Raw genomic sequence first — 24,771 nt, forward strand, 5'->3', positions numbered from 1 at the left:
AATGCAGTTCATCAAGCAAAGTATACCAGATATCAAAGTTAAATCCATATCCATTACCTGATTCCGATATTCAACGTTAGAAAAAAGTAACTCCAACAATAAACCCATTAACGTATGAAATCAATGAAACTCATGTTTGGCCTGGTACTGGGCATCATGCTGATGGCATTCACATTTGGTGGCAACAGTTTCACCATTCACCTGAACAACAAGCAGGTTATTGAGCATTATGTTCACAGCAAAAAGGAAACCCCTACCCTTCAACTTGCACCGGATGAAAAGGGACTTCTTACCGTATTCTACAGCGAGTGTGGAAAAATCGGTACAGCTCGAAGCATACTACTGAAGGACGATCAACAAAACATATTGAAAACCTGGAAGTATGCTGATGCCTTGGTGGATCATAAACCAATGGAAATTTCAGTACCCGAGTTGCAAACTCATCTTAAAAAAGAAAAGGCACTTAACCTGGTTTATCAGTCACGCGAGGTCAAGAAAGAAACCTTGCTGGTTACCATCACAGCACAGAGAAATGTGCTAACCAAAAATTAAAGTAAACAGATACCAGCCTGATGGTACCATCAGGCTGAATTTTTCAATAAGCGGGGAAAGTCACAACACCCTTTGGTGTTCGCAAACGCAATACTAACCTGGGCTCACCGCTTGACGTAGAAATGCCAAGCTTGAAATGTTCATTGAGTTTATCCAGGTCCTTATTCTCCGTTGTGATTTCGAATTTCATGATGCTACAGCCAGTGGGTGAACTGGCGGCAGGATGCACCACATCTTCACCCCATTGAATAAAAAAAGGAAACACCTGCGTGTCTTTGTTCGTGAATCCCATGGTTGACCATGAAAGCATATTGCCATCGGGTTTGGCCCGTGCACCCGACATAACCTCCGACAGCGAGAAACCCATCTCAGCAAGTTTCTGTTTTGTCGCCTCAATATCTGAAGTGTAAACCGCCCAACCGCTTGGTGTCAGACTTCGGAACTGCATGATCCAATCGGGAGCCGGCACATCGGTGCGGGGAGCCAGTATTTCGATATACGCATTTCGATCAAGTGCCACCAGCGCATTTTGGGTAAACGAGTTGGGATGCTTCCCTCCAAACACAGGTTTTACTCCTGTTAATTCTTCGAACTGCTGCATGCCCTTTTCAAGATCATTCACTACCAGAATAATGTGATCAATACGTTCGTTGGTACGATTACCTGAACAGGATGAAAGAAGGATCGACACAGCAATCAACAGGCTAAGGAAAAAGCGCATATTATTTTTTTAAGAGCGTGTAGTGCTTCGGATCAGCAAACAAACTTTTGTTGATATGCATGGATACCAACATGTGGGGCATGTCCACCACTTCAGCAATGTGTAAATCGCCCGCCAGCGAGCAAAGCGCATAGGCATCGTTCCGATCCATACCGTGCTCAGCTACCAGGTATTCGATCATGTATCGGACAGCCTTTTTCGTTGCTCCATCAATGGTTGTATCAAAGCCAGTGGTGGCGTAATACGCATCTGTTTCGTATTGTGGCTCCTGAATTTTGCGCTTGCCTTTTATCAGGTTCAGCTCCACGATAAAACGCATGGGGGCTTCTACCGCTGTACCACATACTTCACCCAAGCCTTGTGTCACATGTGCATCACCAATCGAAAACAAAGCCCCTTCTACAAAAACAGGTAAGTATACAGTTGTCCCTTCCGTCATGTTCGGATCATCCATGTTACCTCCGTTAGCCCGAGGCGGAATGGTGCTTAATAACGAATCTATATCAGGCGCTACACCCAACACTCCGGCAAACGGTTTTACCGGAATATGAATATGATTGTTAAACTTTACCTTCTTATCATCCTTGTTAAAGGTGTAGGTTTTCAGGTAGGGTTCTTTGAAGTCTTCTGCTAAAAAACCAAAGCCGGGTATGATGGCTGTCCAACCCCAATCACCGATTTCAATTTTGTGCAGCGTCACTGCCAGTACATCGCCTGGTTCAGCCTCTTCAACAAATACAGGTCCGGTAAGCGGGTGAATCGGATCGAAACTTAACTTAGAAAGATCTTCAACGGTTGAACCAGGGTTTAGCTGGCCATCCGTTGCTTCCTCGGTAAAGAATTCAATCACGGCACCACTTTTCACATTCAGCACTGGCGCAATACTTCGGCTGAACTTATTGTGGGTTTGTTTACTGGAGAGTGAGTACTGTGGTTCGGGAACAACCTTCGCTTCAGGCGACTCCTTTTCGGTTACTTCAACGCGGGTGTTGCAGGCAGTAATCACAATCAATGAAATAAATAAATAGCGCATCATACGGTTGCTTTTGATTTTCTAAAGTACAAAAATTCGATAACCACGGAAAATGGCTACTACGGATCAGCCAAATATCCTTTGTCGTAAAGCAACTTCTCCAACGCTTTCAATTTGTTGTTTGCCAAAACACCCAATCAATGCCTGATTTCAGACCGCATGCGGTTATCCCGATTATTAAGTGTACCTTTGCACCGTTCTACGCGGTTGCAACGTCATCCCACACCGATTGGCATCGGAAATTCAAGGGATCTCTTCGCAATGACGTTGTAACAGTAACTTTTTATTTACATAACAAACATTCATGAAAAACTTTCAAGCGCTCGGCTTGTCGGCCGGGCTGGCTGAAGCTGTGCAAATTATTGGCTTCGAAACGCCTACCCCTATTCAGGAAAAGGCAATTCCACTTTTATTAACAGGCACTCGCGACTTCATCGGACTGGCACAAACCGGTACCGGTAAAACTGCTGCCTTTGGTTTACCTCTACTGGAGTTGGTTGACGAAAATTCTTCGGCTACACAAGCACTGGTCTTGGCACCAACCCGTGAACTCGGGCTCCAGATCGTGAGCGACCTGGAAAACTTCTCTGAAAATTTTAAAAAACTGAACATCGTAGCCATTTATGGTGGCGCGAGCATCAGCGAACAAATCCGTAAAGTAAAGCGTGGTGCGCAAATCGTTGTGGCTACTCCCGGTCGACTTATCGACATGCTGGGACGCAAGGCCATCAACCTGAGCACCATTCAATATGTAGTATTGGATGAGGCCGATGAAATGTTGAACATGGGCTTCAAGGAAGATATTGATGAAATTCTTTCCAAGACTCCAGACACCAAAATCACCTGGTTGTTCTCGGCTACCATGCCCCGTGAAGTACGGGCGATTGCCAACAACTACATGACCGACCCGATGGAATTGACGGTGGGTGATAAAAATACCGGCAATGTCAACATCGAACATCAATATGTTGTGGTTCACGATCGCGATAAATACAGTGCCCTGAAGCGCTTACTGGATTTCCACCCCGATATTTTCGGGTTGATCTTCTGTCGTACCCGTATCGACACCCAACGCGTTGCCGAAATGTTAATGAAAGATGGCTACAATGCCGACTCCCTGCATGGCGACCTGAACCAGGCACAGCGCGATAAAGTGATGATGAAATTCCGGAACAGATCTGTGCAGATTCTGGTGGCTACCGATGTGGCAGCCCGTGGTATTGATGTGGAAAGTATCACCCATGTGATCCACATGAATATTCCGGATGAAATGGAATTCTATACCCACCGAAGCGGTCGTACCGCCCGTGCAGGTAAAAAGGGTATCTCAATCGCCTTGGTTAACTCAAAAGAAACCGGCAAAATCCGCCAGATTGAAAAGGCGGTTAGAACAACCTTTACCCGGATACCCGTACCATCAGGCCCTGAAGTATGCCAAAAACAATTACTCGCCCTGATGAAAAAGGTGCATGATGTGAAAGTAAATGAATCGGAAATTGAAGCCTTTTTACCGGCTGTTTACGAGGAGCTGAAAGACCTGACCAAGAATGAATTGATCAAGCGTTTTGCTTCCATTGAGTTTAACCGCTTCCTGGATTATTACCGCAATGCCCCCGATTTAAATGTAAATGCATCCTCTTCCGACCGTGGCGCAGAGCGCTACAGCACAGGCGATCGCTTCTTCATAAACCTGGGTAAGATGGATAACCTGGAAAAGGCCGACCTGCTGGAGATGCTGGATGAATGTTGCAAAGTGGGCAAAAAGCATGTTGGGAAAATTGACATCAAAGGCGCTTACTCCTTCTTTGAAGTAGAGAAAGAAAAGAGTGATGCCATCATTTCAGGCCTGCAGGGCGTTGAGTTTGAAGGCAGACAAGTACGCGTTGAGTTGACCGAAGGAAGAAGGGAAAGTAGCAGCAAGAAAAGCAAAGGAGGCCGCGGCAGATCGTACGAAGGCAGCAACAACCGAAGAGGTGCTGGCCGCAGACGATAAAAATTTTTTGTGTTCGTGAAGTAGTGTATCGTAAAGAATACTTAACTTTTCGGGAGTTAAACACAAATAAATTGCTATGGCTAAAAAGAAAGTAAAAAAGGCTGCTAAGAAGAAAGTAAAAGCAGCGAAGAAGTCGGTGAAAAAATCCGCGAAAAAAGTTGTTAAGAAAGCCAAGAAGGCTGCGAAAAAAGTGAAGAAAGCTGTTAAAAAGTCAGCTTCCAAAGCCAAGAAGGCTGCGTCTTCAGCTAAGAAAAAAGTGGTGAAGAAAGTGAAGAGGGTGAAGAAGAAAGTTGCCAGCGTTGCAAAACCTGCATCGGCTCCAGCACCTGCACCGGTTGCTCCCGCACCGGCTCCTTCCTTGTTCGACACCAACAACGGTGGTTCAGGAATGTAATTTTCCCCAATCCACTGAAAGGAAAAAAGACCCTGATTTTATCGGGGTTTTTTTATGCCTCAAAACTGAAGTGAATCAGGTAGCGGGCAGCAAGTGACGAAGCCCCTGCTCGGGAAACTTGCCTTCGATTGGGCCAAAGAACCGAAGAATATGGTCAAAGTCCTTCTGTTGATCATTTGAAGTCATGAAGGGTTCTGAAAAGATTACCTGCTTGTTCTTGAAGTCGAGCCCCACCATTACAATGGGCACTCCAGCATTTTTAGCAATGTTGTAAAATCCCGTTCGCAGCCGCTCCACCCGTTGTCGGGTTCCTTCAGGAGATAAGGCTATCGCAAAACGCTCATGTCGTTCAAAAATCTTCACCACTTCATCTACCATATTATGACTGGTACTGCGATCAACCGGGGTGCCACCCAGCCAGCGGAAGATGAAACCAAAAGGCGGTTTGAACAGCTCCTTTTTACCCAAATATCGGGCATCCGTTAACCGTAGTACGCTGCGGAATAGTACGCCAATAATAAAATCCCAGCCGCTGGTGTGCGGTGCTACAATTACCACATACTTTTTTGGCTTGATTGGAAACGGACCAACGGGCTCGGTCTTCCAGCCCATGGCTTTCAAGATCAATCGGGCGAGCATCCTGAACACAACACGTAAAGGTTAATCAATAAGTACACCCGTAAATTTTTTCGGGTTAGCCAACACGCGGGCAATACCCCGGCTAACAGACGACAACGGTTGTTCATCAAGATGAACCGGAAGCTTCATGTGCCTTTCAAAACGTTGCTTGAGGCCTCGCAATAATGAACTGCCACCGGTAATGTGCATTCCGTTTTGGTAAATATCAGCAGCAAGTTCAGGCGGACAGGTTTCCAGGGTTTGAATAATACTGCGCTCAATTGAAGCAACTGACTTTTCAAGAATTAAGGCGATTTCACGGTGATCTATCTTTCGTGTAACCGGGATGCCCGTCATCAAGTCCTTTCCCTTTACAGCGATGGTATCCGGTATTGGATCAACTTCTTCCAGCACAGCGCCTGCACGAATTTTAACTTGCTCAGCGGTCTTCAGCCCGATAGACATATTAAAATTTCTACGGAAATAATCCTGAATGTTCATGTCGAACGTATCGCCAGCCACTTTGAGCGATTCAAAGGCTGCTATCCCCGAAAGGGAAATGATTACGATTTCCGTGATGCCCCCTCCAATATCAATTACCATTTTTCCTTCCGGTTCCCGGATGTTTAGTCCCATACCGATGGCTGCCGCCAAGGGTTCAAACAACAACGATCGCTTACGCGGGTTGAATTGATCAATGGCATCACGAAGCGCCCTTCGCTCTACTTCAGTGGTATAATACGGCACACCTGAAATGATGTGATCATACCCGGAAAAGAATGAGGCCTTGTGTGTGTAAGCCTTATTCACCAGTTCTTTAATCATTAGCGTAGCCGAATTGAAATCAGCAATAACACCGCCACGCAAAGGCTTTACAGGTGTAAGCTCTTCATGGGTTTTTTCAAACATCTCATACGCCTGTTCGCCAACAGCTTTAACCGAGTGGTTTGAATTAAAAACAATGTAAGATGGCTGCGCAAGCAGCATCCTGGTGGAATCCGCGACTAGCGTATTGTTGTTGCCCAGATCTATAGAAAAGCTTCGGTTTTTGAACATACTGATCATATCAATCCGAAAATTAGGGCTTAATAACGGATAAAAAAATGATTGATGTCACTAGCCGTTTGAATCGCCCAGTGGTAAGGTTATTGTAAACATGCTTCCTTTATAAACCGTGCTCGATACAGTGATCGTTCCTCCAAGCTTTTCAACAGCCTTCTTTGCAATGTAAAGACCCAAACCATTTCCCGTAGATCGATCGCTGCCCCGGAAGTACATGTCAAAGATTTTGTCATGTAACTCAGCATCGATGCCCTGCCCATTATCGGCAACGCGTAAAAAAACCTGAGCACCTTCTTGCTCAACCGAAATAGAGATCGTTGGATTTTCGGGTCCATTGAACTGAATGGCATTCTCTATTAAATTACCCAACGCAATCTTTACCATAGCTGGGTACGAATAAAAAGAATCCATTAAGGACACCGAATTATTAATCTTTATGCTCTTCGACTTAATTTCCTCACGGAAATCGGTGAGTATGTCATTTATCAGTTCGGAGATGAGGACTTCTTTATACACCAGTTGTTGTGCCCCAACATCACTAATTGATTGCAATTTCACCAACATACGATCCAATGTATGAGCCGTCTCATCAACCTTTTCAAAAAGCTCCAGAGCCGTTTTATCCTTAACCGTTATTCTTGCCACCTCAGCCAATCCCATAAAGGTGGTGAGTGGTCGCCTGAAATCATGAGAAGCCCGGTAGAAAAATGTATCCAATTCCTTGTAAGCTTCCTTTAATCGGTTGGTTCGCTCGCTCACCTTCTCTTCCAAACCCTTGTTGATCTCATAGATGGTTTGGTTGGCCTCCATCAACTCCTCTGATTGCGCTTGTATTTCTTCGTTCTTTTCAGTCACCTCACGATTTAGCCGAAGTAAAATCTCATTGGCATCCACCAGTTCTTCTGCCTGAGTTTGAATCTCTTCCTTTTGTTCCAGAATTTCCGTGTTAGCCCGTCTGATCCGCCTGTTATACAAATAAATATTAAATGCCAGTATAGAAAGCAATGCCAGGCCAATTAACGAAGAGGCAATGATGATGCTCTGCGAACGAATTCGGGATTGCTGCAAAGCAAGCTTATTATTTTGAAGTTCGTTTTCCTGATTCAGGAGCCGGATCTGTTGCTCCTTTTGCTCAACACGATAGAGAGCCTCCATCTCGGCAAGCTTGGTGGATATGCTGCGGTTGTAGACACTATCGTTCAATTGCTGATACCGCACCTGGTGATCATAAGCACCCTTAAAATCACCAGTCGCTTCATACCACCTGGCAAAAAACCGGGTGTTTCCTAGTTCGAATAAAATAGAATTTGCTTCAATTGCCTTTTGTTTTGCAAGTTCAAGATATTCCTTTGCTTCTTTAAAACGCTTTTGTTGAGTCAGGATGTTACCCATCTGGTTATAGGTTAATCCCAAACTAATAGGATCAACGACTTGCTTTTCAAGTTCAATTACCTCAAGCAATAAAGCATACGCATTATCTAATTCCCTTAAATCTTCATAAACAAGTGAAAGATTAAAAATGGCTGAAGCAACACCTTCTGTATGGCCAATTTCCTCACGAATCTTTCTGGAAGCTTTTAGATCATACACAGCCTCTTTATATTGTTTTGTTTGATAATAAAGAAGCCCCCTGTAATTAAAGGCATTGGAAATACCGTGTCTATCTCCTATCTCCTTGCGCAGTTCAAGTGATCGGTTTATGTAATTCATGGCTAAGTCAAAATTAGACTGCTGCTTATTTACCCATGCTATTTGCGCATAGAGCTGAGCGGTTTGCAAGCGCAATCCGAATTGTTCGGTGATCTTCAATGCTTGAAAATAGTAGCGAAGAGCCAAATCGTACTGGGCCAATTCATTATAAATATCCCCCATCATCAGATACAATTCGGCCAACTGTGGTTTATATTCGTATTTCTCGGTTAGTTTAAGCGCTGTCAAGCTGGTGTTTAATGCTTCAGCATAAAATCCCTTTTGGTAAAAGAGTTCTGCCTTTCGTAATTCACACTTTATCAAATGAAAATAAAACACTTGCTTTGAGGCAAGATCACAGAGCTTATTAAAGTAGAGCTCAGCTTGGCGGAATTCAAGTACCTGTTCTGATAACACGCCCAGATGCCCATATACTTCTGCCAGCAAGTATGTATCGTTTGCCTCAATAGCCAGGTTTTCGGCTTTTCGTAGATATTCTCGTGCGATTGCGTTATTCCACAAGATTACTTCAAGATGCCCAAGATTTTTATAGACCGTGCCCAATACATCAGGTGATAGCTTATTCTCGCCAAGCTGCAATGCCTTCAAATAATAATGACGGGCTGAATCATAATTAGCTAATGTTCGATGGGTACTGGCCATTACCGACAAATTATAGGCCGCTTGATCAATCGCTTCAGGTATCTCCACCTTATCAGAGAGACGTAAGTAATAAAAGGCCTGGTCAAATTGTGCAAACGTAAGGTAGCCCGTACCCACCATGGTGTAGGCGTTTTTTTCGCCACGCTTGTACCCAGCTTTCTGCGCTTCTTGCAGCGCCAGTTTCGCATACCCTAATGCAATGCTATCGTTGAAATCATAATATTCGTATGCCAATGCATTTAGAATATCCACCCTTCTCTGGGGGTCTCGAGACTTTTCCAACGCGTTTTTCAAACTATCCATGACCGGTGATTGCCCAAATGCGTGCGCGCAAAAAAGCATCGCCAGACCAAGCGATATAAAAATTTTGTTGAGGCTATATAATGATTTGCTAATCAAATACTTAAAAACAGCTATCCAAAAGTAATAGTAAACTAAATTCCACGAATTCACAAAAGGTAATTTACACGCTGAATTCCTAAAATCACGCTATCTTTCAGGTTCATGATAAAACTCGACTCAGTTAAGTCATTACTTGGCAGGCTGGAACTGCAACGCGAAAAACAGAAGGACTACCGGAATGTAGTGGCCACCCAGGTGGTTATCGTTACACTTGGCTTAACTTTGTATTCCCCCCTTTTGGAGGATCCGAACAGCGATGTCTCCAAATTTCTGATTACCTTATTTTCAGGGTTTGGTGGCCTTTATGCCTTCCTGCTTTGGGATCTGTTGCGCAATTTCACCCAAAGCAAATCCCTAATTGCCATTATCTTCTTTGTGCTGGTCAGCATTACGGTGTTTGGCATTTTGATTGAGTTCCCCTACTACAAGGTTATTGAAATTCAGAACCGGCAAGCCGCACTGTTTACTATACATGGATTCCTGTTTCCTATTGAAGTTACCGTAATTAGTTTTGCAATCCGGGATATTTTCATGGGCCAGTATTTTACAGTAGACAAACTGTGGGGATCTGCCTGCGTCTTTTTAATGATCGGTATTTCGTTTGGAAGCTTGTATGATCTGATCTGCATTGCAATGCCGGGTAGCTTAGGTACCGAAATCCCATTAGGGATACCCAACTATTCAGAATGCGTGGCTTATTCCTTTCACGTTTTGGGTGGAATTGATACCGACTATCCGGACGCACATAAACTTATCAAGAACATTAGTGTTATTGAAGCCGTTTGGGGAACTTTGTTCACGGTGTTGATTATTGGAAATCTGATGATCAAACCGAAGCCTCCCGAAGAAAATCAACTTGAATCTTAAACTCTATTAAAATTAACTTATATGAATAACAGAAGACTACTTCCATTTATTATTCTTGGCGTTATTGCCTTGTTTGTTGTGCTGGGCATTTCGTCCAGTTTGTTTTTCACCGTTCAGGCGGATGAACGGGCTGTCATCTTCTACAAATTTGGAGAAGGCCTGGATAAAGACCACATTGTACAACCGGGTTTTCATATGAAAGCACCATGGAATGAAGTGTATATCTATGCTGTGCGCGAAACTTCAGCCGATGAGAACATGGATGTACTAGACAGAAACGGTTTATCCATCCACGTTGAGGTTTCTGTACGTTTTCACCCCGTACCTGATAAAATCGGGTACATCCACGAAAAATTCAACCGCGGTTATGTAGGCGTTTTGGTTATTCCCGAAATGCGTTCAGTGGTAAGACAGATCATGGGTCGGTATTCTGCGGAAGAAATCTATTCCACCAAACGTGCCGAGGTGGAAGCAACCATTAAAGAAGAGTCAGAAAAGATTCTTGGTCAAAATAATGTGACAATGGTGGCGCTTTTGATCAGATCCATTCAATTACCTGAACAAATTAAAGTAGCGATCCAAAATAAGCTTCAACAAGAACAGGAAGCGCTTGCCTATCAGTTCAGGTTGGATAAGGAGAAAAGTGAAGCTGAACGTAAACGCATTCAGGCTGAAGGCGAAGCCCGTGCAAACAACATTATCAATAACAGTTTAACCGATAAATTGTTAAAAATGCGAGGAATCGAAGCCACGCTTGAACTGGCCAAATCGCCTAACTCGAAGGTGGTTGTTGTGGGCAGTGGAAAAGATGGATTACCTATGATTTTGGGCGGTAATTAGGGGGATATAAATATTTGAGCGGACTTCATAGAACCACCCTAACCCGTTATATTTAGGCTTCAAAATCAGCATTTAAACGTACTTTTCACTATGTCAAAAACAGTAGAGTTAATTATTGAAGGCAAGTCATACTCCTTTCCTGTAATTGAAGGAACAGAAAACGAGTTAGCCATCGACATCAGCGATCTTCGTGATAAAACCGGCTATGTGACCCTTGATGTTGGGTATAAAAATACCGGAGCAACAAAAAGTGCCATTACCTTTCTTGACGGAGAAAAGGGCGTGCTACATTACCGGGGTTATGCTATTGAAGAGTTGGCAGAGAAGTCCAACTTTCTTGAAGTAGCTTACCTGCTGATTTTTGGGGAACTGCCGACCAAAGCTGAATACGAAAAATGGAATAACGACATCACAAAACGCACGTTGGTGCATGAGGATATCAAGAAGATATTGGATGGATTTCCCTCTACCTCTCATCCGATGGGTGTGCTTTCTTCTTTATTTTGTGCACAGACAGCATTTTATCCGGAATCATTAAATCCGAATCGCCCGGAGGATGGTGTTTACCTGAGTATTATCCGCTCCCTGGCCAAGATGCCCACATTTGCTGCATGGGCATACAAAAATGCAGTTGGCCATCCGGTTAACTATCCCGACAACAAGCTTGACTATTGCAGTCGCTTTTTGAAAATGATGTTTGGTATGCCTGGCCAGGATTATGAAGTAGATCCGGTCGTTGCGGATGCTTTAGACAAATTATTCATCCTGCATGCCGACCATGAACAAAACTGTTCTACTTCTACTGTGCGGATAGTTGGGTCGTCAAAAGCCAGTATTTACTCAGCTATTTCAGCTGGTATTAATGCGTTGTGGGGTCCGCTACACGGAGGCGCCAACCAGGAAGTAATTGTGATGTTGGAAAACATTCGCAACGATGGTGGCAATATCGACAAGTGGATCGCGAAAGCAAAAGATAAAAACGATCCGTTCCGCCTGATGGGATTCGGTCACCGCGTGTACAAAAACTTTGACCCAAGAGCCAAGATTATCAAGAAAGCCGCTGATGACGTGTTGGGCAAATTAGGGGTAAGTGATCCGGTTCTCGACATTGCCAAGAAACTGGAAGAGATTGCACTTAAAGATCCGTACTTCGTTGAGCGTAAACTTTATCCGAACGTAGATTTCTACTCCGGCATCATCTACCGTGCCCTTGGCATTCCCGTAGATATGTTTACCGTAATGTTTGCCATGGGCCGTTTACCGGGATGGATCGCCCAGTGGCTGGAACTGCGTAAAAACAACGAACCAATTGGTCGGCCAAGGCAGATTTACACCGGCAATATTGTTCGGCCGTACGTAAGCATGAATAAGCGATAAGTCGAATGGATCTTCAACAGCAATTTGAGGCCGCTGTTGCGCGCTCAAAAGAACTGACCAGGCGACCTTCCAATGAAGAGCTGTTAACGCTATACGCCCTTTTTAAACAAGCCAGCGAAGGAGATGTGAGTGGTGAGCGGCCAGGAGGTTTTGACTTTAAGGCCATAGCGAAATTCGATGCATGGTCAGAGTTGAAAGGAAAGTCAAAAGAAACTGCCATGTCGGAATACGTTGCCTTTATGGACAGCTTGTATCAACAATACAAGTAAAGCTCCGCAGGTATGGAGCAACTCTTCTATCAACCTGACCTGGATCAGGGAGCTGATTACCTGAACGAAGAAGAATCAAAACATTGCATTAAGGTTCTCCGCAAAAAGAGCGGAGAACCTTTTTTATTGACGGATGGTAAAGGCTCGTATTATGAGGCCATCATTGCTGATGCCAATCCACGGAAGTGTACGTTTCATATTACGCGTAAGTATGCTGAACCTTCCAGGAATTTCCATATCCACCTAGCCATATCGCCAACCAAAAATCCGGATCGGCTGGAATGGATGGTGGAAAAATGTGTTGAAATCGGGATCGATAAAATTACATTCATCAATTGTGAAAACACCGAGCGACCATGGTTGAAAACCGATCGATTGAAAAAGGTTGCACTCAGTGCCATGAAACAATCGCAACGGGCTACATTACCCGATTTAAGTGACCTGATTTCCTTTCAGGAATTCATGCAATTGAATTCAGGTACCGACCAACGTTTCATCGCCTATGTGGATTCATCCAATCCAGAGCATTTAATGAAGAAAGCAGAAAAAGGGAGCAATTATTTGGTATTGATTGGCCCTGAAGGCGACTTCTCACTACCCGAGCTTGAATTTGCCCAACGTAATGGTTTTCAGAAGGTTAGCCTTGGAAAAAGCCGTTTACGAACAGAAACAGCAGGCGTAGTTGCCTGCTGTTTACTCAATGCCCTTCAGCTCTAAATTTTTGTTTGTAATTACTTTACTACCAAACGCTTCACAACTTTGCGTAAACCTTGCCTGAATTCCACGAGATAAACACCGGGGACAACCTCAGGCAGCACAAGCTGTATCTCCTCAAATTCTTTAGTTGATACAATTGTTGAGTATACCTCTCGTCCCATTAGGTCATAGATGCCAAGTAACGCAGCGCTTGAGTTATCCTTAGCAAGGCGTAAAGTTAGTTCATCGCCAGCATGCACCGGGTTTGGATAAAACCACATATTGAATTGACCCTTTCCATCTGGATTATTTATTACAATAACCCATGAAAAAGAGGTGGTGCCATCGAAGTCAACCTGTTTAAGTCGGTAATAATTATTTCCAAGCAAGGGTAGCTCATCTGCAAAGGTGTAAATCGATCGTTCACCTGTAGTTCCTTTCCCTTCTTTTCTCCCAATAGTTACGAAAGACTCACCATCGATGGATCGTTGTATTTCAAAATAATCATTATTCAATTCTGAGCTTGTAATCCACTCCAGGTAATGAACGCCTTGCATTCGTTTTCCTGTAAAATCAGTCAATTCGACTGGAAGTGGAGTTGCAGTTGCGTTTAATGTTCCAAATGTTATATCCCGATTACTATACGTTAGTGGACCGCTTATCATAGAACCGGAAGTCACACTTCCTGAAGGCGCACTTATCGTACTTAATAAATCCCAGGCTGTTCCATTCCAAAATAATATCCGGAGATTACTGATTGTACTTTGTACATCGGATAGTGCGTCCCAATAAAGCTGAACCCGTGAAGAAGCGGGTGACACAGCGTCCACATTCCAATATTCATTTCCACTGGCTTTGTCCACACCTGCAGCACTAGCAGCTGGTGTTAAGCTGAACACATCATTTGGTGAAAGGGCATTAAAGTATTGTACGGTAAAGTTTTTTAACCCTGCATAAGATGCTGGAGAAGCGATTTCCATCAAGCCGTAACGTGTAGCTGTCCCAACAGGAAAGGGAAAAGATTGAACAACAGGTGCTAACTGTCGAATCAAAGGCCCATTCACATATCGCGTGGAAGAATAATTATCAGCCGTAGCCAGATTGAGTAATCGTAACTGATTGGCTGCATCGGTTGTAATAATACCATTTGAAAAAAGTAGTGATGACTGAATGTCAATATCTCCTCCTGCCGCAATTCCCCTACCAGCATCCGCGCTGTTTACAATGGTTAACCCACTTGCATTATTAAGCTCAAGATCATTAAAGGCATTTGTTCCAGTAAAAGAACCCGCTATGAGTTGTAAGGATGTTCCTTCGAGAACGACTTTTGAACTACCTCCTCCATTGTCAAACGTAGCTAAGTCTGACTTATAGACATTCCCCAACACAGTAATTATACTATTTCCATCTGGCACTAATGCATCCACAGAACCCAGAATTTCCAGGTTTTCACAAATTCTAACGTTGGTATTATTAGAGAACACCCGATCACCAGAACCGGACAATATCAGCCTCCTCACATTTGACAAGCCTGATAAGATACTGTAACTACCGGATCCGGCATATTCCAGTCCACCTCCACCTATACATGCGCCCGTAGGAAAGAAATCCTGATAATCCCCAGCGGGAAACGAAATAGATGGTGTATTTGAAACCAACTTTAAGGTTCCTTCACCGGTAACGAAGCCCAGGTTATGACCAATGGTCCCATTTACTTCCAATGTTGCCCCAGATTCAATAGTGATTTTACGTGTACGGATACTATTCACATCCAATGTGAGTGTAAACCCACTCTTCACGGTTATGTCCGGGGTTGAACCAATCAAAGGAGCAACACCCCCTTGGTAAGATGGATCCGCGTAAAAGTTTCCAGTTGCTACAGCTTCCAACGTAATAAATTCAGGTACAACATCTGGGATTGCGGCTCCGCACAACAAGGTTGTACCATCATTTTCAAGTGTAACTCCTGCAGTATAAATTCCGGAAATGGTTGCATCCCCATTGCCTGTAAATGGAAATTCAATACGTTGATTGACTTCATCAAACTGAGCTTGAGAAAATACCTTATCCCATGTATTTCCAGCATTATACAATCGCGCAGGACCATAATTAGCAACGGTGTATGGTGCGGTTACACTGAACGAACCTGGATCATAAAACATTTCCAATTCTCCATTGAATGAAGTAGTTCCACTGCTTTTAATAATCCAGTAGTATTGCAAAACATTGCTTGCATCGGTTATTTCAGGATCTGAACATGGTAACGCAGATTCGCTATCTTCCGGAACCGGGGGAACGTCTGCCACTGGCCTCACAGTTATACTGCTAGGATTGATATCGTTGATAGTAGCCACTACTGGCGTATAGGCTATAAGCCCCACCGGAAAAGTAAACGTAACATTTCCACTACTCACCGTATTAAATAACTTCCGCACACCAAAGTCATTGATTGAACTATTGGTTTGTATCATGCGGTTTACATTAAAGTCATCTTTAGTTGTATTCCCCAAACCGTTTTCAATAACAGCTGCAGGGGTAAATGTCAGTAAGTTACCTCCTATATCAAAAACTCCTGATTCCAACACGAGTCGTTGATTAATTTGAAAGTTGAGGTCTGTTGCTTCAATAACCAGACCTTCGGAATTATTCAACCGGATAGAACTAAAGAAGCTGCTTCCAGGCGAGGTTCGTAGTAGTTTTTGCTTTTGTGATCCGTTGAAAACAATTCCAGCTCCTCCTGGATCACTAAGATGTGTTGTATTAAAGGTCAGGTCTTTACCAATATTAAATGCAAAATTCTGTGTATTGATCGTACCCCCGGTAATGGACACATCGTTTACTGCAGTAATATCTTTTTCCAACAGCAAAGTTCCGGTTCCTGCCTTATCAATATTTCTGAAGGTAGTGGCCCCAATACCTGTTATGGTAGTGGTGCTTGAAGATGGAAAAAAAGTAGTTTGAGTTAAACCAGTAACTGAAAACGTTCCGTTATTTGTAAGAGAACTATTTACTGTCAACGCATAGATATCAGGGTTGAATGAAGCGCCATTGGCGACTACCAAATGATTAACGCTTAATGGCAGACCAATTATCCTAGTAGAAACATTTGCAGATGCCAACACTAAACTATCAATCAGAATACTTGAACGAACATTAAAATTATTCTGATTGACAGGCGTTGTAGCATTTCCTAATTCAATAGCCCTTCCTCCTACAGTGAAATTGTCGGGTTCCAGTAAGAGTGTTGGTCGTGTTGGGCTATTAATATGTCTTTCAATAGCAAATTCACCACCCGTAAAGGTAAACTCGCTACCAGCATTGATAATTTCAAATGCACCCCGTGCTGTATTAGGTGTTGCGTTTTTAGCAAAAAGCGCACTCCCTCCTGTTTGACGGTACTTTAAAATACCCGAAGTAGAAACCAACGATCTTCTTAATTGAGATCCAACAATCAGGTTTCCGGCAGAAAGTTCGATCACCGCATTACCGGAAGCACTATACTCCATAAAGTTATTTACACCAGCGCCACCATCCAGGTTTAATTCTCCCCCGTTAATACGAAGCAAACCATCCAGAATAATGCCTGTGTTTGTTCCTGTTACCCGGGCAATTCCGCGAGTCAGTATCAATCCACCAGACCCTGACGAAGCTTGTGGATCCGCTAAATTCGGCAGCAGAAAATTGCCACCTCCAGATGACAGTATAATGTCGATGGTTGGATCATTTAAAATGAGAGAACCATTAACAATTTCAACCGCTTTATTAACTTGGTTTGTAGGGCCGTTTAGGGTAAAAGGAAAATCGAACGAAAATGAAGATGTAATAGAAGAACCCTTATTAACAAGCAATCTATACAATTCGGGTACTGATCCACTTGTCCATGAATAAGCATGAATACCTTCACCACTTAATTCGAGCACTGCATTATTGTCAGTAGCACCATTTCCATTAAACAAATCCAAAACACCGGGTCGTTCCTGGATGATATTACCATTCACAATCAATCGATGATTCAACCCATTAGGGGTTGTGTTCAGCACCTGTACATTGGAATTATCGGCACTGCCCCGAAGCCTTAATCCACCGACTTCAAAAGTCACTGCTGTATTCGTACCAAATTGCAAAGTACCGCCCAGGTAGCCACCAATACGGCATTCCTGCTCCACTACAAAATTACCTGTGCCGGTGCGGAGAATTGTATTTCCGTCAACAGTAAGGTTATTGTTAACTTGAATATCGTTGTTAAAAATAGCTATGCGGCTATTATTTCCTCCTTCTATCCGAAGGTTTGGAAACACAGTAGTGGGTGGATTTATGGTATAGGTGCCATTACCATTTAAGAAATAGGCATACGTGAACGTGTTGCTTGAATAAAAATCACCAAAATCGCCAGAAATAATTGCAGCTTCTGCCGGACTATTCGGACGCTCCATAAATGTACCTCCTGTACCTCCAATTTTTCCAAAGGTTAAGGTCGATGTTCTATTAACAACAAGACGGCTTCCGTTTCCTAGAGGATTTTCATAGAGTATTTCAGCAACCTGAATATTGTTGCCATTCGCTATGTTCATGGAATGGGTAGGTGAAATTCCCCCGGTAAACCCACCGTATCCAATTACAGCAATATCTCCCGCCTGTGGCCAAGTTCCTGCTGCAGGTCGGGCAGCATTATTGGCCGCTCCATCGTGGGGTACAGTTGACCAGTTGTTCCCATCTTCCCAAAATCTATCATACCAACTGCTGCCATCACTTAGCCGGGAATAATAAACTGTTGGAGCCCCCACAAATCGTGTTGACTCACCTGTTGTATAATTACCATTAGTAAGGGTAAATCCTACGAATCCAGCTTGGGTAAATTCAGCATTCGTGGAGGATCCATTAAACACAATGTGTCTTGTATTTGTGTTAGGTCCATTTTGCAAATCAGTTACATCGGCTACCGGATCAGATTCAAATGTACGGGTATATGGAAGGTTATCAACTACATAACCCGGTACATAATTGGCTTGTTGGGTATTACCGGTTTGCAAATCAACAATATTTCCATCTGTACGATTACGATAATACAGGCGTAAAGCAACCGTTGGTAAAGTGGCAAAACCATCGTGGGTAACGCGCCAATAATGCCGCAAAATTTCTCCACCCGTAATGGCAGTTGTGGTCAGTTCCCCACTTACTACGCGTATTTGAACATATCCATCGTCTGTGAAATTCTTAACTTTTAATTGAGCTGGTCTATAATATACGGTAGTCCCACCATCTAACGTGAAGCCTACTGGAAACGTCATTGGGCCTGTATTGTTTATACGCGTTGTTGCGTCTTCAGCTAACGTGTTACCCGAAACCCTGACGCGTAATCCGCCATCACTGGCTTTGCCATCTGAAAACACACAAATATTTCCGGTAAATCCAGTATTGGTTACGCGCAATAAACTGCTTGACGCCACATTATTGTCAAAGAAAACACCTCCTCCATTATTCCAATTCCAGATTTCGTCAACCGTTAAGGTAAAATTCCTGGTATATATTCTTCCGTTCAGGTATTCCATTCGCTCTATACGGACATCACTGGTTAACTCTACCAAAGTGGCTGCACCAACATTAAAACGAATATTACCAAACACAGAACCAGCGCTTGTTGTAATTGTAAGAGGAGGATCTTCACGGAAACGAACCTGAGCTAAGGATGGAGTACCCGATGCCGTAGGATACGGTCCAGTGTTATAATAAGTGCCCATCCGGTCATTATTTACAATACTTGCCCATATGCGGAAAGTAAAACGATTTTGATCAAGTGTTCCCGATAACACACTGGCATCTCCATTTACATCAATCATAATGGATGCGCTACCACGAGTTGATCGGCCAATCGTTCGTAGTTCATTTCCCGAGGTACGATCCAACACAAATGCACCCAACTCAAACTGACCGCCTGATCCAAAATAAAGTGTGTCGATCGCTGATGTGCCAATGGTTTGGTTGAAGTAGGTGGTGTTGACAGCAGTTGGTTGGTCGGCAACTCCATCATAGGGAGCAACCCCACCAAAAACGGGAATATAACTGGCGGTTCTATCAACAAAAAAAGTTCCACCTATATATACATCATTAACATTGGCTCCTGAAGTTACAGGTCTAAAAACCACCGACTGTGGTTGTGGATAAACATCATCGCCTTCGAGGATCAAATCATTTAATACCCGTAATGGCTGAGCAGTAAGATTTTGCGTATCGGGAAAAGCACCGGTACCTGAACTGGTTCCATCCAAAACAACATCACCAGCTGATGCAACAGTGGCACGCATTCGAACATTATAAAAAGGCGCGCGTGACGTAATTCGGTATTGAGTAGTAGTGTTACTGTCGAAAATAACAGTTCCACCCGTTACATTTTGGTTGGAAGCATCGGCATTTATGAATATTGTTCCTCTCAGATTCCCAGTACCTAGTGAAGTACGCCCTTGAATACGTAATGTTCCGCCAGACATAATAAATACATTGCCTGTGTAGGTCAATGAGAAAACCGCATAATCGGCATTTATCCCTGCTCCACCCAGTACAGTTACTGTTCCCCCGGATTGTTCATAAGTACCTTGCGCAGATGCTCCCTGTACAGAAGTTCTAAAAGCCCTAACCGTGACAGAACCCCCTGTAACTTTTAATGATCCGCTTCCACGTACTGTTATACCGCTACCTACTGTAGCTATCAATTGCCCGGCACCTACCTCTATTGCTCCATATGGAACGATAGCCGTGCCCGAAGTCTTTCTAACATAGCCCCCATTTACCCATAACCTGGCAGCAGATGGAATGCTATAATTTGTTACGGTGTTAAGAACGGGTATGATTACATTCGAATTAAGTCGGGCAGTACCACTTATTAACGAGAATGAATTTAAGTTAGCTGCAGGAGAAGTAACATCTGAATCGATGTTATAATTTGCCCTTCCTAAGAGCCTAAAATGTGCACTGTCTGTAGCTTGTATATCAAGTATGTAGGTACTACTGCCCCCCTTATCAACCACAATACGCGAAAAGAATCCTGTATTGTTTAGTACAAGGGTCTGATTGTTTGTATTGCCTGTAAACGCAACATTGACTCTTCCAGCATTATCATCTGTGGTGTAATAGGCATTAGCAGGATTATATCGCGCTGCATCTGAACCAAAATCAGCCCGGTTCGTGAAATATACCTGACCATTGTTGGTGAGATTTCCTTTAAGCTCAAATGTGTGTACAGCTCCTGTTACATTACGTGTTCTAATTCGGCCTATTCGGGTTGTACTATTATCTTCAACAAGCACATTACCTTCAACAATAAGTGATCTACCTACCGATGTATTATCGCCAAAGAAGAAATTGCCATTACGAACAGTAAAATCTTGCCGTACAAGATAATCTGATCCAAGGTATACTTCATCCGTATTTGAGACGCGTTCGATTCGAACATTTCTCCAATTTCGATTTACGTTTAAGGTTATGTTTCCTGTTCCATCAATTACTACTGTTCCACCATTTGTCTGATCAGCAAAACCAATATTGCTTTCAACATTACCGGATGGGAAATTGTCAACAAGTCCGCTTCCAGGATTAAAACCTGCCATTCGGATAATACCATTTCCATCAATCCGGTTAAAGTTGTGGCCTGTTGAGTTTGTTAAATTCAGTGTACCACGTACCTCAATTGAATTGATAATAATATTGTTCGTTACCGGTTGAATCGTTACGGTTCGTCCTGATCGAATCAAAACATCATCATCTGGGCCCGGTATGGCACTTCCAGGATTATTGTAAATTGGAGTAACAGAAGCATCTAAAGTCCAGGTATTTGGATCGCTCCAATTTCCATCTTGAAAGACATACCATGTGTTAGCGGTTAATTGGCTACCTAAAGCAATTGTATAATAACCTGTTTTTAGACGATTCGCAGAAACAGAAACTACTAATCGAGTTCCGGCTTCAACCGCATAACTTGTTGCCACCACCCGTGAAAAGTTACCTCCTGCATTGTCCCGGTAAATCAAAACATAGTCACCTGCATTGCCCGTAAACGGCAGTCCAGCCGTGGCAAAATCAAATACCAGATTGGCCGCAATATTTCCCGCATCCACTGATCCATTAAAGGTGGATTCCAGGTACCAACTTCTCGCCCACCGGCTTGTAATTTCAGGTTCGCCAAGATTCGTAATAACACCACTCGCGGGAACTGTTCCATCATGCGCAAAAAGAATAAATTCATTGCTACTCAATGAATTCTCTGACTCACGAAGCTGGAAAGCATCTGATACCGCCTCAATTCTTTTAATGACACCATCAACAGAACCTATACCCGTTAGATTTTCGGCAAATGAACTGATGTACATCGCATCATTTCCGAAGAGATCATTCGAACCGATATTTATCGAATATTTTTGGCTCAGATAATTTTCAACAACCAACCTCTCAGGAATGGTTAATGCATTCTTGTAGATGATAACCTCTGCGATATCACCCGAAAAGCTTCGGTTATCTCCTAAGTTGAAATTGCCAATATAAACGGGAGAAGCATTATTCGGAATCACGGCAGGCCCTGCAGTACTGCCTGAGTTAACAGATGACCTAAAGGCTGTGTATTTATTTCCTGAAAGCGATCCGTCAAAAATACCTGAGTAAAGATGATTGGTATTGTCCGTAAATCCCCCAATTGTAATGACTCCACTGGCGTTATTTGCCATATTCGAAATCAGGTTGTTGCCATCCTTATAAATCCGGTAGGACTGATTTACATCTGCTCCGGTACGTTTATTCAAAATACCCATAGGCCCACCTCCAGTAGCGGAACGTACGGCAACAAAAAATGAAAACCCACCGCCATCATCCAGAATATCATTATCTGGAATAGCAAGCATTACATTTGAAAATCCACCTCCACTTGCAAAATTTATGGAGGCTTGATTATTCATGTTGGTGTTTGAATTTGTCCACAACGGCTGTGCAGTTCCAGTTGCCTGACTGGCATTCAAACCATTTCCAGATTGATCTGCCCATGAAGAGACCCGTCCGGAAGATTGTACAACGCCAGCATCGGCCCGTAGCCATAGTACATTTCGAGGTTGTCCTCCACTGCCAGTGGAATTTCCTACTCCACCAGGCCCTGTTTGAGCCAAAGTAGAATTGTAACAGGACAGAATTAAAGCAATGCAGCCAACAAATAGACCGTGGTAATTCATAAATCGGTAACTTTTGTTAAAAAAATATGCCAAAGATACCATAAATTAAATACTTTTCCCATGCTAGCAAGCATGGCTATAGTTGTGCAAACCTTCAATTTGGATAGCACCGCTGATACCCGTAACATTGTATTATGGATCGAAAAGCTGAAATTCAAAAAACCATTTATGATAATGCCAAGTCGCATTTTCTTGGAAATTTCCCTGACTCATTACCGATTGAACAAGCTTATGTACACATTGGCATGTACCTGGGTTGGATTATAGATAAGGGACTTTATTCCGAGTTTTTTGAAGAAGAGGCCTCTATTCAAATATTCCGGTTTAAAAGAAGGGAAATATCCTGCACCATTCTCAGCGAAATATGGGATGGTTACCTGGGATATGAATTGTTTAATCGTCAGGGTAACATGTTTACCTACTATTACTATGGTGGCGGCTTGTATAGGAATGATTATGATGAGCTGTTGGTAAAAACGCTACCTTCCATTTATCACGTTACCGATAGCTGGGAAAATTACGATAAGATGGCCGCCCGTATTGAAATGCGCTTCCAGGACTGGAAAAAATTAGTTGGTGCGGCCTGATTACCCTCAGGATTGCTTTATTTTTCCTGTTTTATCTACAATCACAAACATTTCTCCTGATTTCACCACAAGTTCTCCCGTGTCTTGCTGATACTCCAATGACTGTGGTATAAAATCAAACGTAAAGTTATGACTCCACGAGAGCCCATCGGAGCGATACACTTTAGCCAATGAAGCTTTGTATTTTCCCTCTACCGGTGTGCTGTGAAATACCAGCACAAAGTAAATGTGATCTCCTTCATCCTTTGTGGCAAGCCCTTTAATTAAACTTAGGTTGTTGTTGGTTACCCAAGAATTATCCACAGGAAAATTGACCTTTACATCGGGTATTCGAGTTGGCGTAACCGTGTAGAAATAGCCCTTAATTGCAACAGAGTCTTTTGTGGCTAATCCGGCCGTATACTGTTCGGGTTCAATCAACTTGGGCGTGAAGGCACTGGTGGCCAGTTGCTCATTAAGCGGGATGGAGTCAGCGCCCACTACAAGCCAATCCAAGGCCTTTTGACGTACCGCAAGGTCAGCCTCTTTTTGGCGTCTTTCCCGATCAACATACTCCTTCTTTGTTTTAATATAAGCCTTAAGCAATGCACCGCTATTATATGTTTGGCTAACAAAATGGACATAGTTTAACGCTTCTTCATCAATGTTAACCGCCAATAGTCGGGTCAACAGACTATCCAGTTTCCGTAAATCGGCCAGTTCCTGCTTGGTTTGTTCCAATCGAACAAAAACGTTTGAGGGAGAGTCAGATTTTTTGTGCTCCAATAAGGTACATTTATATTCCAGATCAGCAACTTTTACAGCCATCACACTCAAAGGCAGTGGATCGGCATCAAATTTTTTAAGCTTCTCCCCTAGCAGGTTTTCTACAAGCGTTGTCAGGTCGCTCTTAACTGAGACAGAATCAACTTTTAATCGCTCGTGAAGCTTATTGATTTCAATATCGTATTGAACCAGGTTTTCCCGAATCGGTTTGATCTCCGTGTTTATTATAGCGATAGCGTTATCGGCAAACTTTTTATAATCCCAAACCTTCAAGTCACTTTGGTAAAAATCAGGTAACGATTGTCCATCCAATTTAAAATCCTTGATATCACTCGCATTCCATTCATGATTATACCCGATTTTCCCAAGGTTACCTGCACTTATCTTATAGTGCTCAAATGCTTTAAAGCTTGCGTCATATCGCTGAGCCAAAGTATCCAAACGTTTTAACGTGGCCTCATCCGCACGAAGATAAAACTCACGTTCACCGGGAAAGTTCTTTTGAATGGCACCAAAAAGATTTTGGCTTTGTTTATACAACTCTTGCATTTCGGTAAAGTAGTGTTTGACCATCTTTACCTTGTCTTTGCGTTCGCGCAAATCGGCTGTTCGTTTCTCAATATCAAAATGTACATCCGATAGCTTGGCTCCAAATTCACCGGAACGCATATCCCGTCTACTATACATGGCGTAGTAATCTTTACTACTGCCTTTAAACTCCTTTTCGTTTATGTTTTTAAATGCCAGATCCAAAAAATACAATGCTGAATCAATTTGTATTTGTGCGGTCTCTGTATCTTTCAATACATCAACTTTACCACCTTTTTCCTGATAAATAATGCCCATGTACAGGTAACTACTTGGCTCGGATTTACTTCCATTCTCCTGAATGTATTTTCTCAGGAAAGGTTCAGCCAAATCATATTGTTTGGAGCTAAGCAAGGTGAATACCTCTTTATACTTAATCTTTTGAGCGTTTGCGCAAATGGGAAGTAATAGAAGAAAAATAATCCTGGTCAGATGCCTTTTTGCCATTA

General features: G+C 43.0%; 16 protein-coding genes. 9 read left to right on the forward strand and 7 right to left on the reverse strand.

Going from position 1 to position 24,771, the window contains the following annotated elements; all coding sequences use genetic code 11:
- Positions 1–114 precede the first annotated feature (114 nt).
- On the forward strand, positions 115–552 hold the full coding sequence (locus QY309_08515; GenBank protein WKZ61524.1) for a hypothetical protein: 438 nt from the start codon (positions 115–117) through the stop codon (positions 550–552).
- A gap of 43 nt (positions 553–595) precedes the next feature.
- On the opposite strand, the gene QY309_08520 is transcribed toward QY309_08515, so the two are convergent.
- Positions 596–1,273, reverse strand: coding sequence for a VOC family protein (locus tag QY309_08520; GenBank protein WKZ61525.1), 678 nt, complete (start codon positions 1,271–1,273; stop codon positions 596–598).
- A 1-nt stretch (position 1,274) separates the two neighbouring features.
- On the reverse strand, positions 1,275–2,309 hold the full coding sequence (locus QY309_08525) for an acetamidase/formamidase family protein (GenBank protein ID WKZ61526.1): 1,035 nt from the start codon (positions 2,307–2,309) through the stop codon (positions 1,275–1,277).
- A gap of 301 nt (positions 2,310–2,610) precedes the next feature.
- On the opposite strand from QY309_08525, the gene QY309_08530 reads away from it, so the two are divergent.
- Both QY309_08530 and QY309_08535 read left to right on the forward strand, forming a co-directional pair.
- Positions 2,611–4,299, forward strand: coding sequence for a DEAD/DEAH box helicase (locus QY309_08530; GenBank protein WKZ61527.1), 1,689 nt, complete (start codon positions 2,611–2,613; stop codon positions 4,297–4,299).
- A gap of 76 nt (positions 4,300–4,375) precedes the next feature.
- Complete coding sequence (locus tag QY309_08535; protein ID WKZ61528.1) at positions 4,376–4,693, forward strand: hypothetical protein; 318 nt, start codon at positions 4,376–4,378, stop codon at positions 4,691–4,693.
- Positions 4,694–4,768: 75 nt separating this feature from the next.
- On the opposite strand, the gene QY309_08540 is transcribed toward QY309_08535, so the two are convergent.
- The 3 genes from QY309_08540 to QY309_08550 are packed head-to-tail and all read right to left on the reverse strand — an operon-like array spanning position 4,769 to position 9,028.
- The gene (locus QY309_08540) at positions 4,769–5,332 is read right to left on the reverse strand and encodes a 1-acyl-sn-glycerol-3-phosphate acyltransferase (protein ID WKZ61690.1); all 564 of its coding nucleotides are present in this window, start codon (positions 5,330–5,332) and stop codon (positions 4,769–4,771) included.
- 21 nt (positions 5,333–5,353) lie between these two features.
- A complete protein-coding gene (locus tag QY309_08545) occupies positions 5,354–6,376 on the reverse strand; it encodes a rod shape-determining protein (protein WKZ61529.1) in 1,023 nt (340 codons plus the stop codon).
- A gap of 51 nt (positions 6,377–6,427) precedes the next feature.
- A complete protein-coding gene (locus QY309_08550; GenBank protein WKZ61530.1) occupies positions 6,428–9,028 on the reverse strand; it encodes a tetratricopeptide repeat protein in 2,601 nt (866 codons plus the stop codon).
- Positions 9,029–9,229: 201 nt separating this feature from the next.
- Between QY309_08550 and QY309_08555 the strand changes: the two genes are divergently transcribed.
- The 5 genes from QY309_08555 (at position 9,230) to QY309_08575 (ending at position 13,197) form a co-directional block, all read left to right on the forward strand.
- On the forward strand, positions 9,230–9,994 hold the full coding sequence (locus QY309_08555; protein WKZ61531.1) for a hypothetical protein: 765 nt from the start codon (positions 9,230–9,232) through the stop codon (positions 9,992–9,994).
- Positions 9,995–10,015: 21 nt separating this feature from the next.
- Positions 10,016–10,834, forward strand: coding sequence for a prohibitin family protein (locus QY309_08560; GenBank protein ID WKZ61532.1), 819 nt, complete (start codon positions 10,016–10,018; stop codon positions 10,832–10,834).
- A 90-nt stretch (positions 10,835–10,924) separates the two neighbouring features.
- Positions 10,925–12,211 carry a citrate synthase gene (locus QY309_08565; protein ID WKZ61533.1) on the forward strand — a complete coding sequence of 429 codons (1,287 nt, stop codon included), beginning with the start codon at positions 10,925–10,927 and terminating at the stop codon, positions 12,209–12,211.
- Between the two features lie 5 nt (positions 12,212–12,216).
- Complete coding sequence (locus QY309_08570; protein WKZ61534.1) at positions 12,217–12,480, forward strand: acyl-CoA-binding protein; 264 nt, start codon at positions 12,217–12,219, stop codon at positions 12,478–12,480.
- A gap of 12 nt (positions 12,481–12,492) precedes the next feature.
- Positions 12,493–13,197 (forward strand): 16S rRNA (uracil(1498)-N(3))-methyltransferase, encoded by a 705-nt coding sequence (locus QY309_08575; protein ID WKZ61535.1) that lies wholly within the window; start codon positions 12,493–12,495, stop codon positions 13,195–13,197.
- Positions 13,198–13,211: 14 nt separating this feature from the next.
- Here QY309_08575 and QY309_08580 read toward each other — a convergent pair whose 3' ends face one another.
- A complete protein-coding gene (locus QY309_08580; GenBank protein WKZ61536.1) occupies positions 13,212–22,382 on the reverse strand; it encodes a T9SS type A sorting domain-containing protein in 9,171 nt (3,056 codons plus the stop codon).
- Between the two features lie 134 nt (positions 22,383–22,516).
- Between QY309_08580 and QY309_08585 the strand changes: the two genes are divergently transcribed.
- Positions 22,517–22,969 carry a hypothetical protein gene (locus QY309_08585; GenBank protein ID WKZ61537.1) on the forward strand — a complete coding sequence of 151 codons (453 nt, stop codon included), beginning with the start codon at positions 22,517–22,519 and terminating at the stop codon, positions 22,967–22,969.
- A gap of 6 nt (positions 22,970–22,975) precedes the next feature.
- On the opposite strand, the gene QY309_08590 is transcribed toward QY309_08585, so the two are convergent.
- Positions 22,976–24,769, reverse strand: coding sequence for a hypothetical protein (locus QY309_08590; GenBank protein ID WKZ61538.1), 1,794 nt, complete (start codon positions 24,767–24,769; stop codon positions 22,976–22,978).
- Positions 24,770–24,771 lie beyond the last annotated feature (2 nt).

The organism is Cyclobacteriaceae bacterium, from assembly GCA_030584025.1.
Classification (GTDB): Bacteria; Bacteroidota; Bacteroidia; order Cytophagales; family Cyclobacteriaceae; genus UBA2336.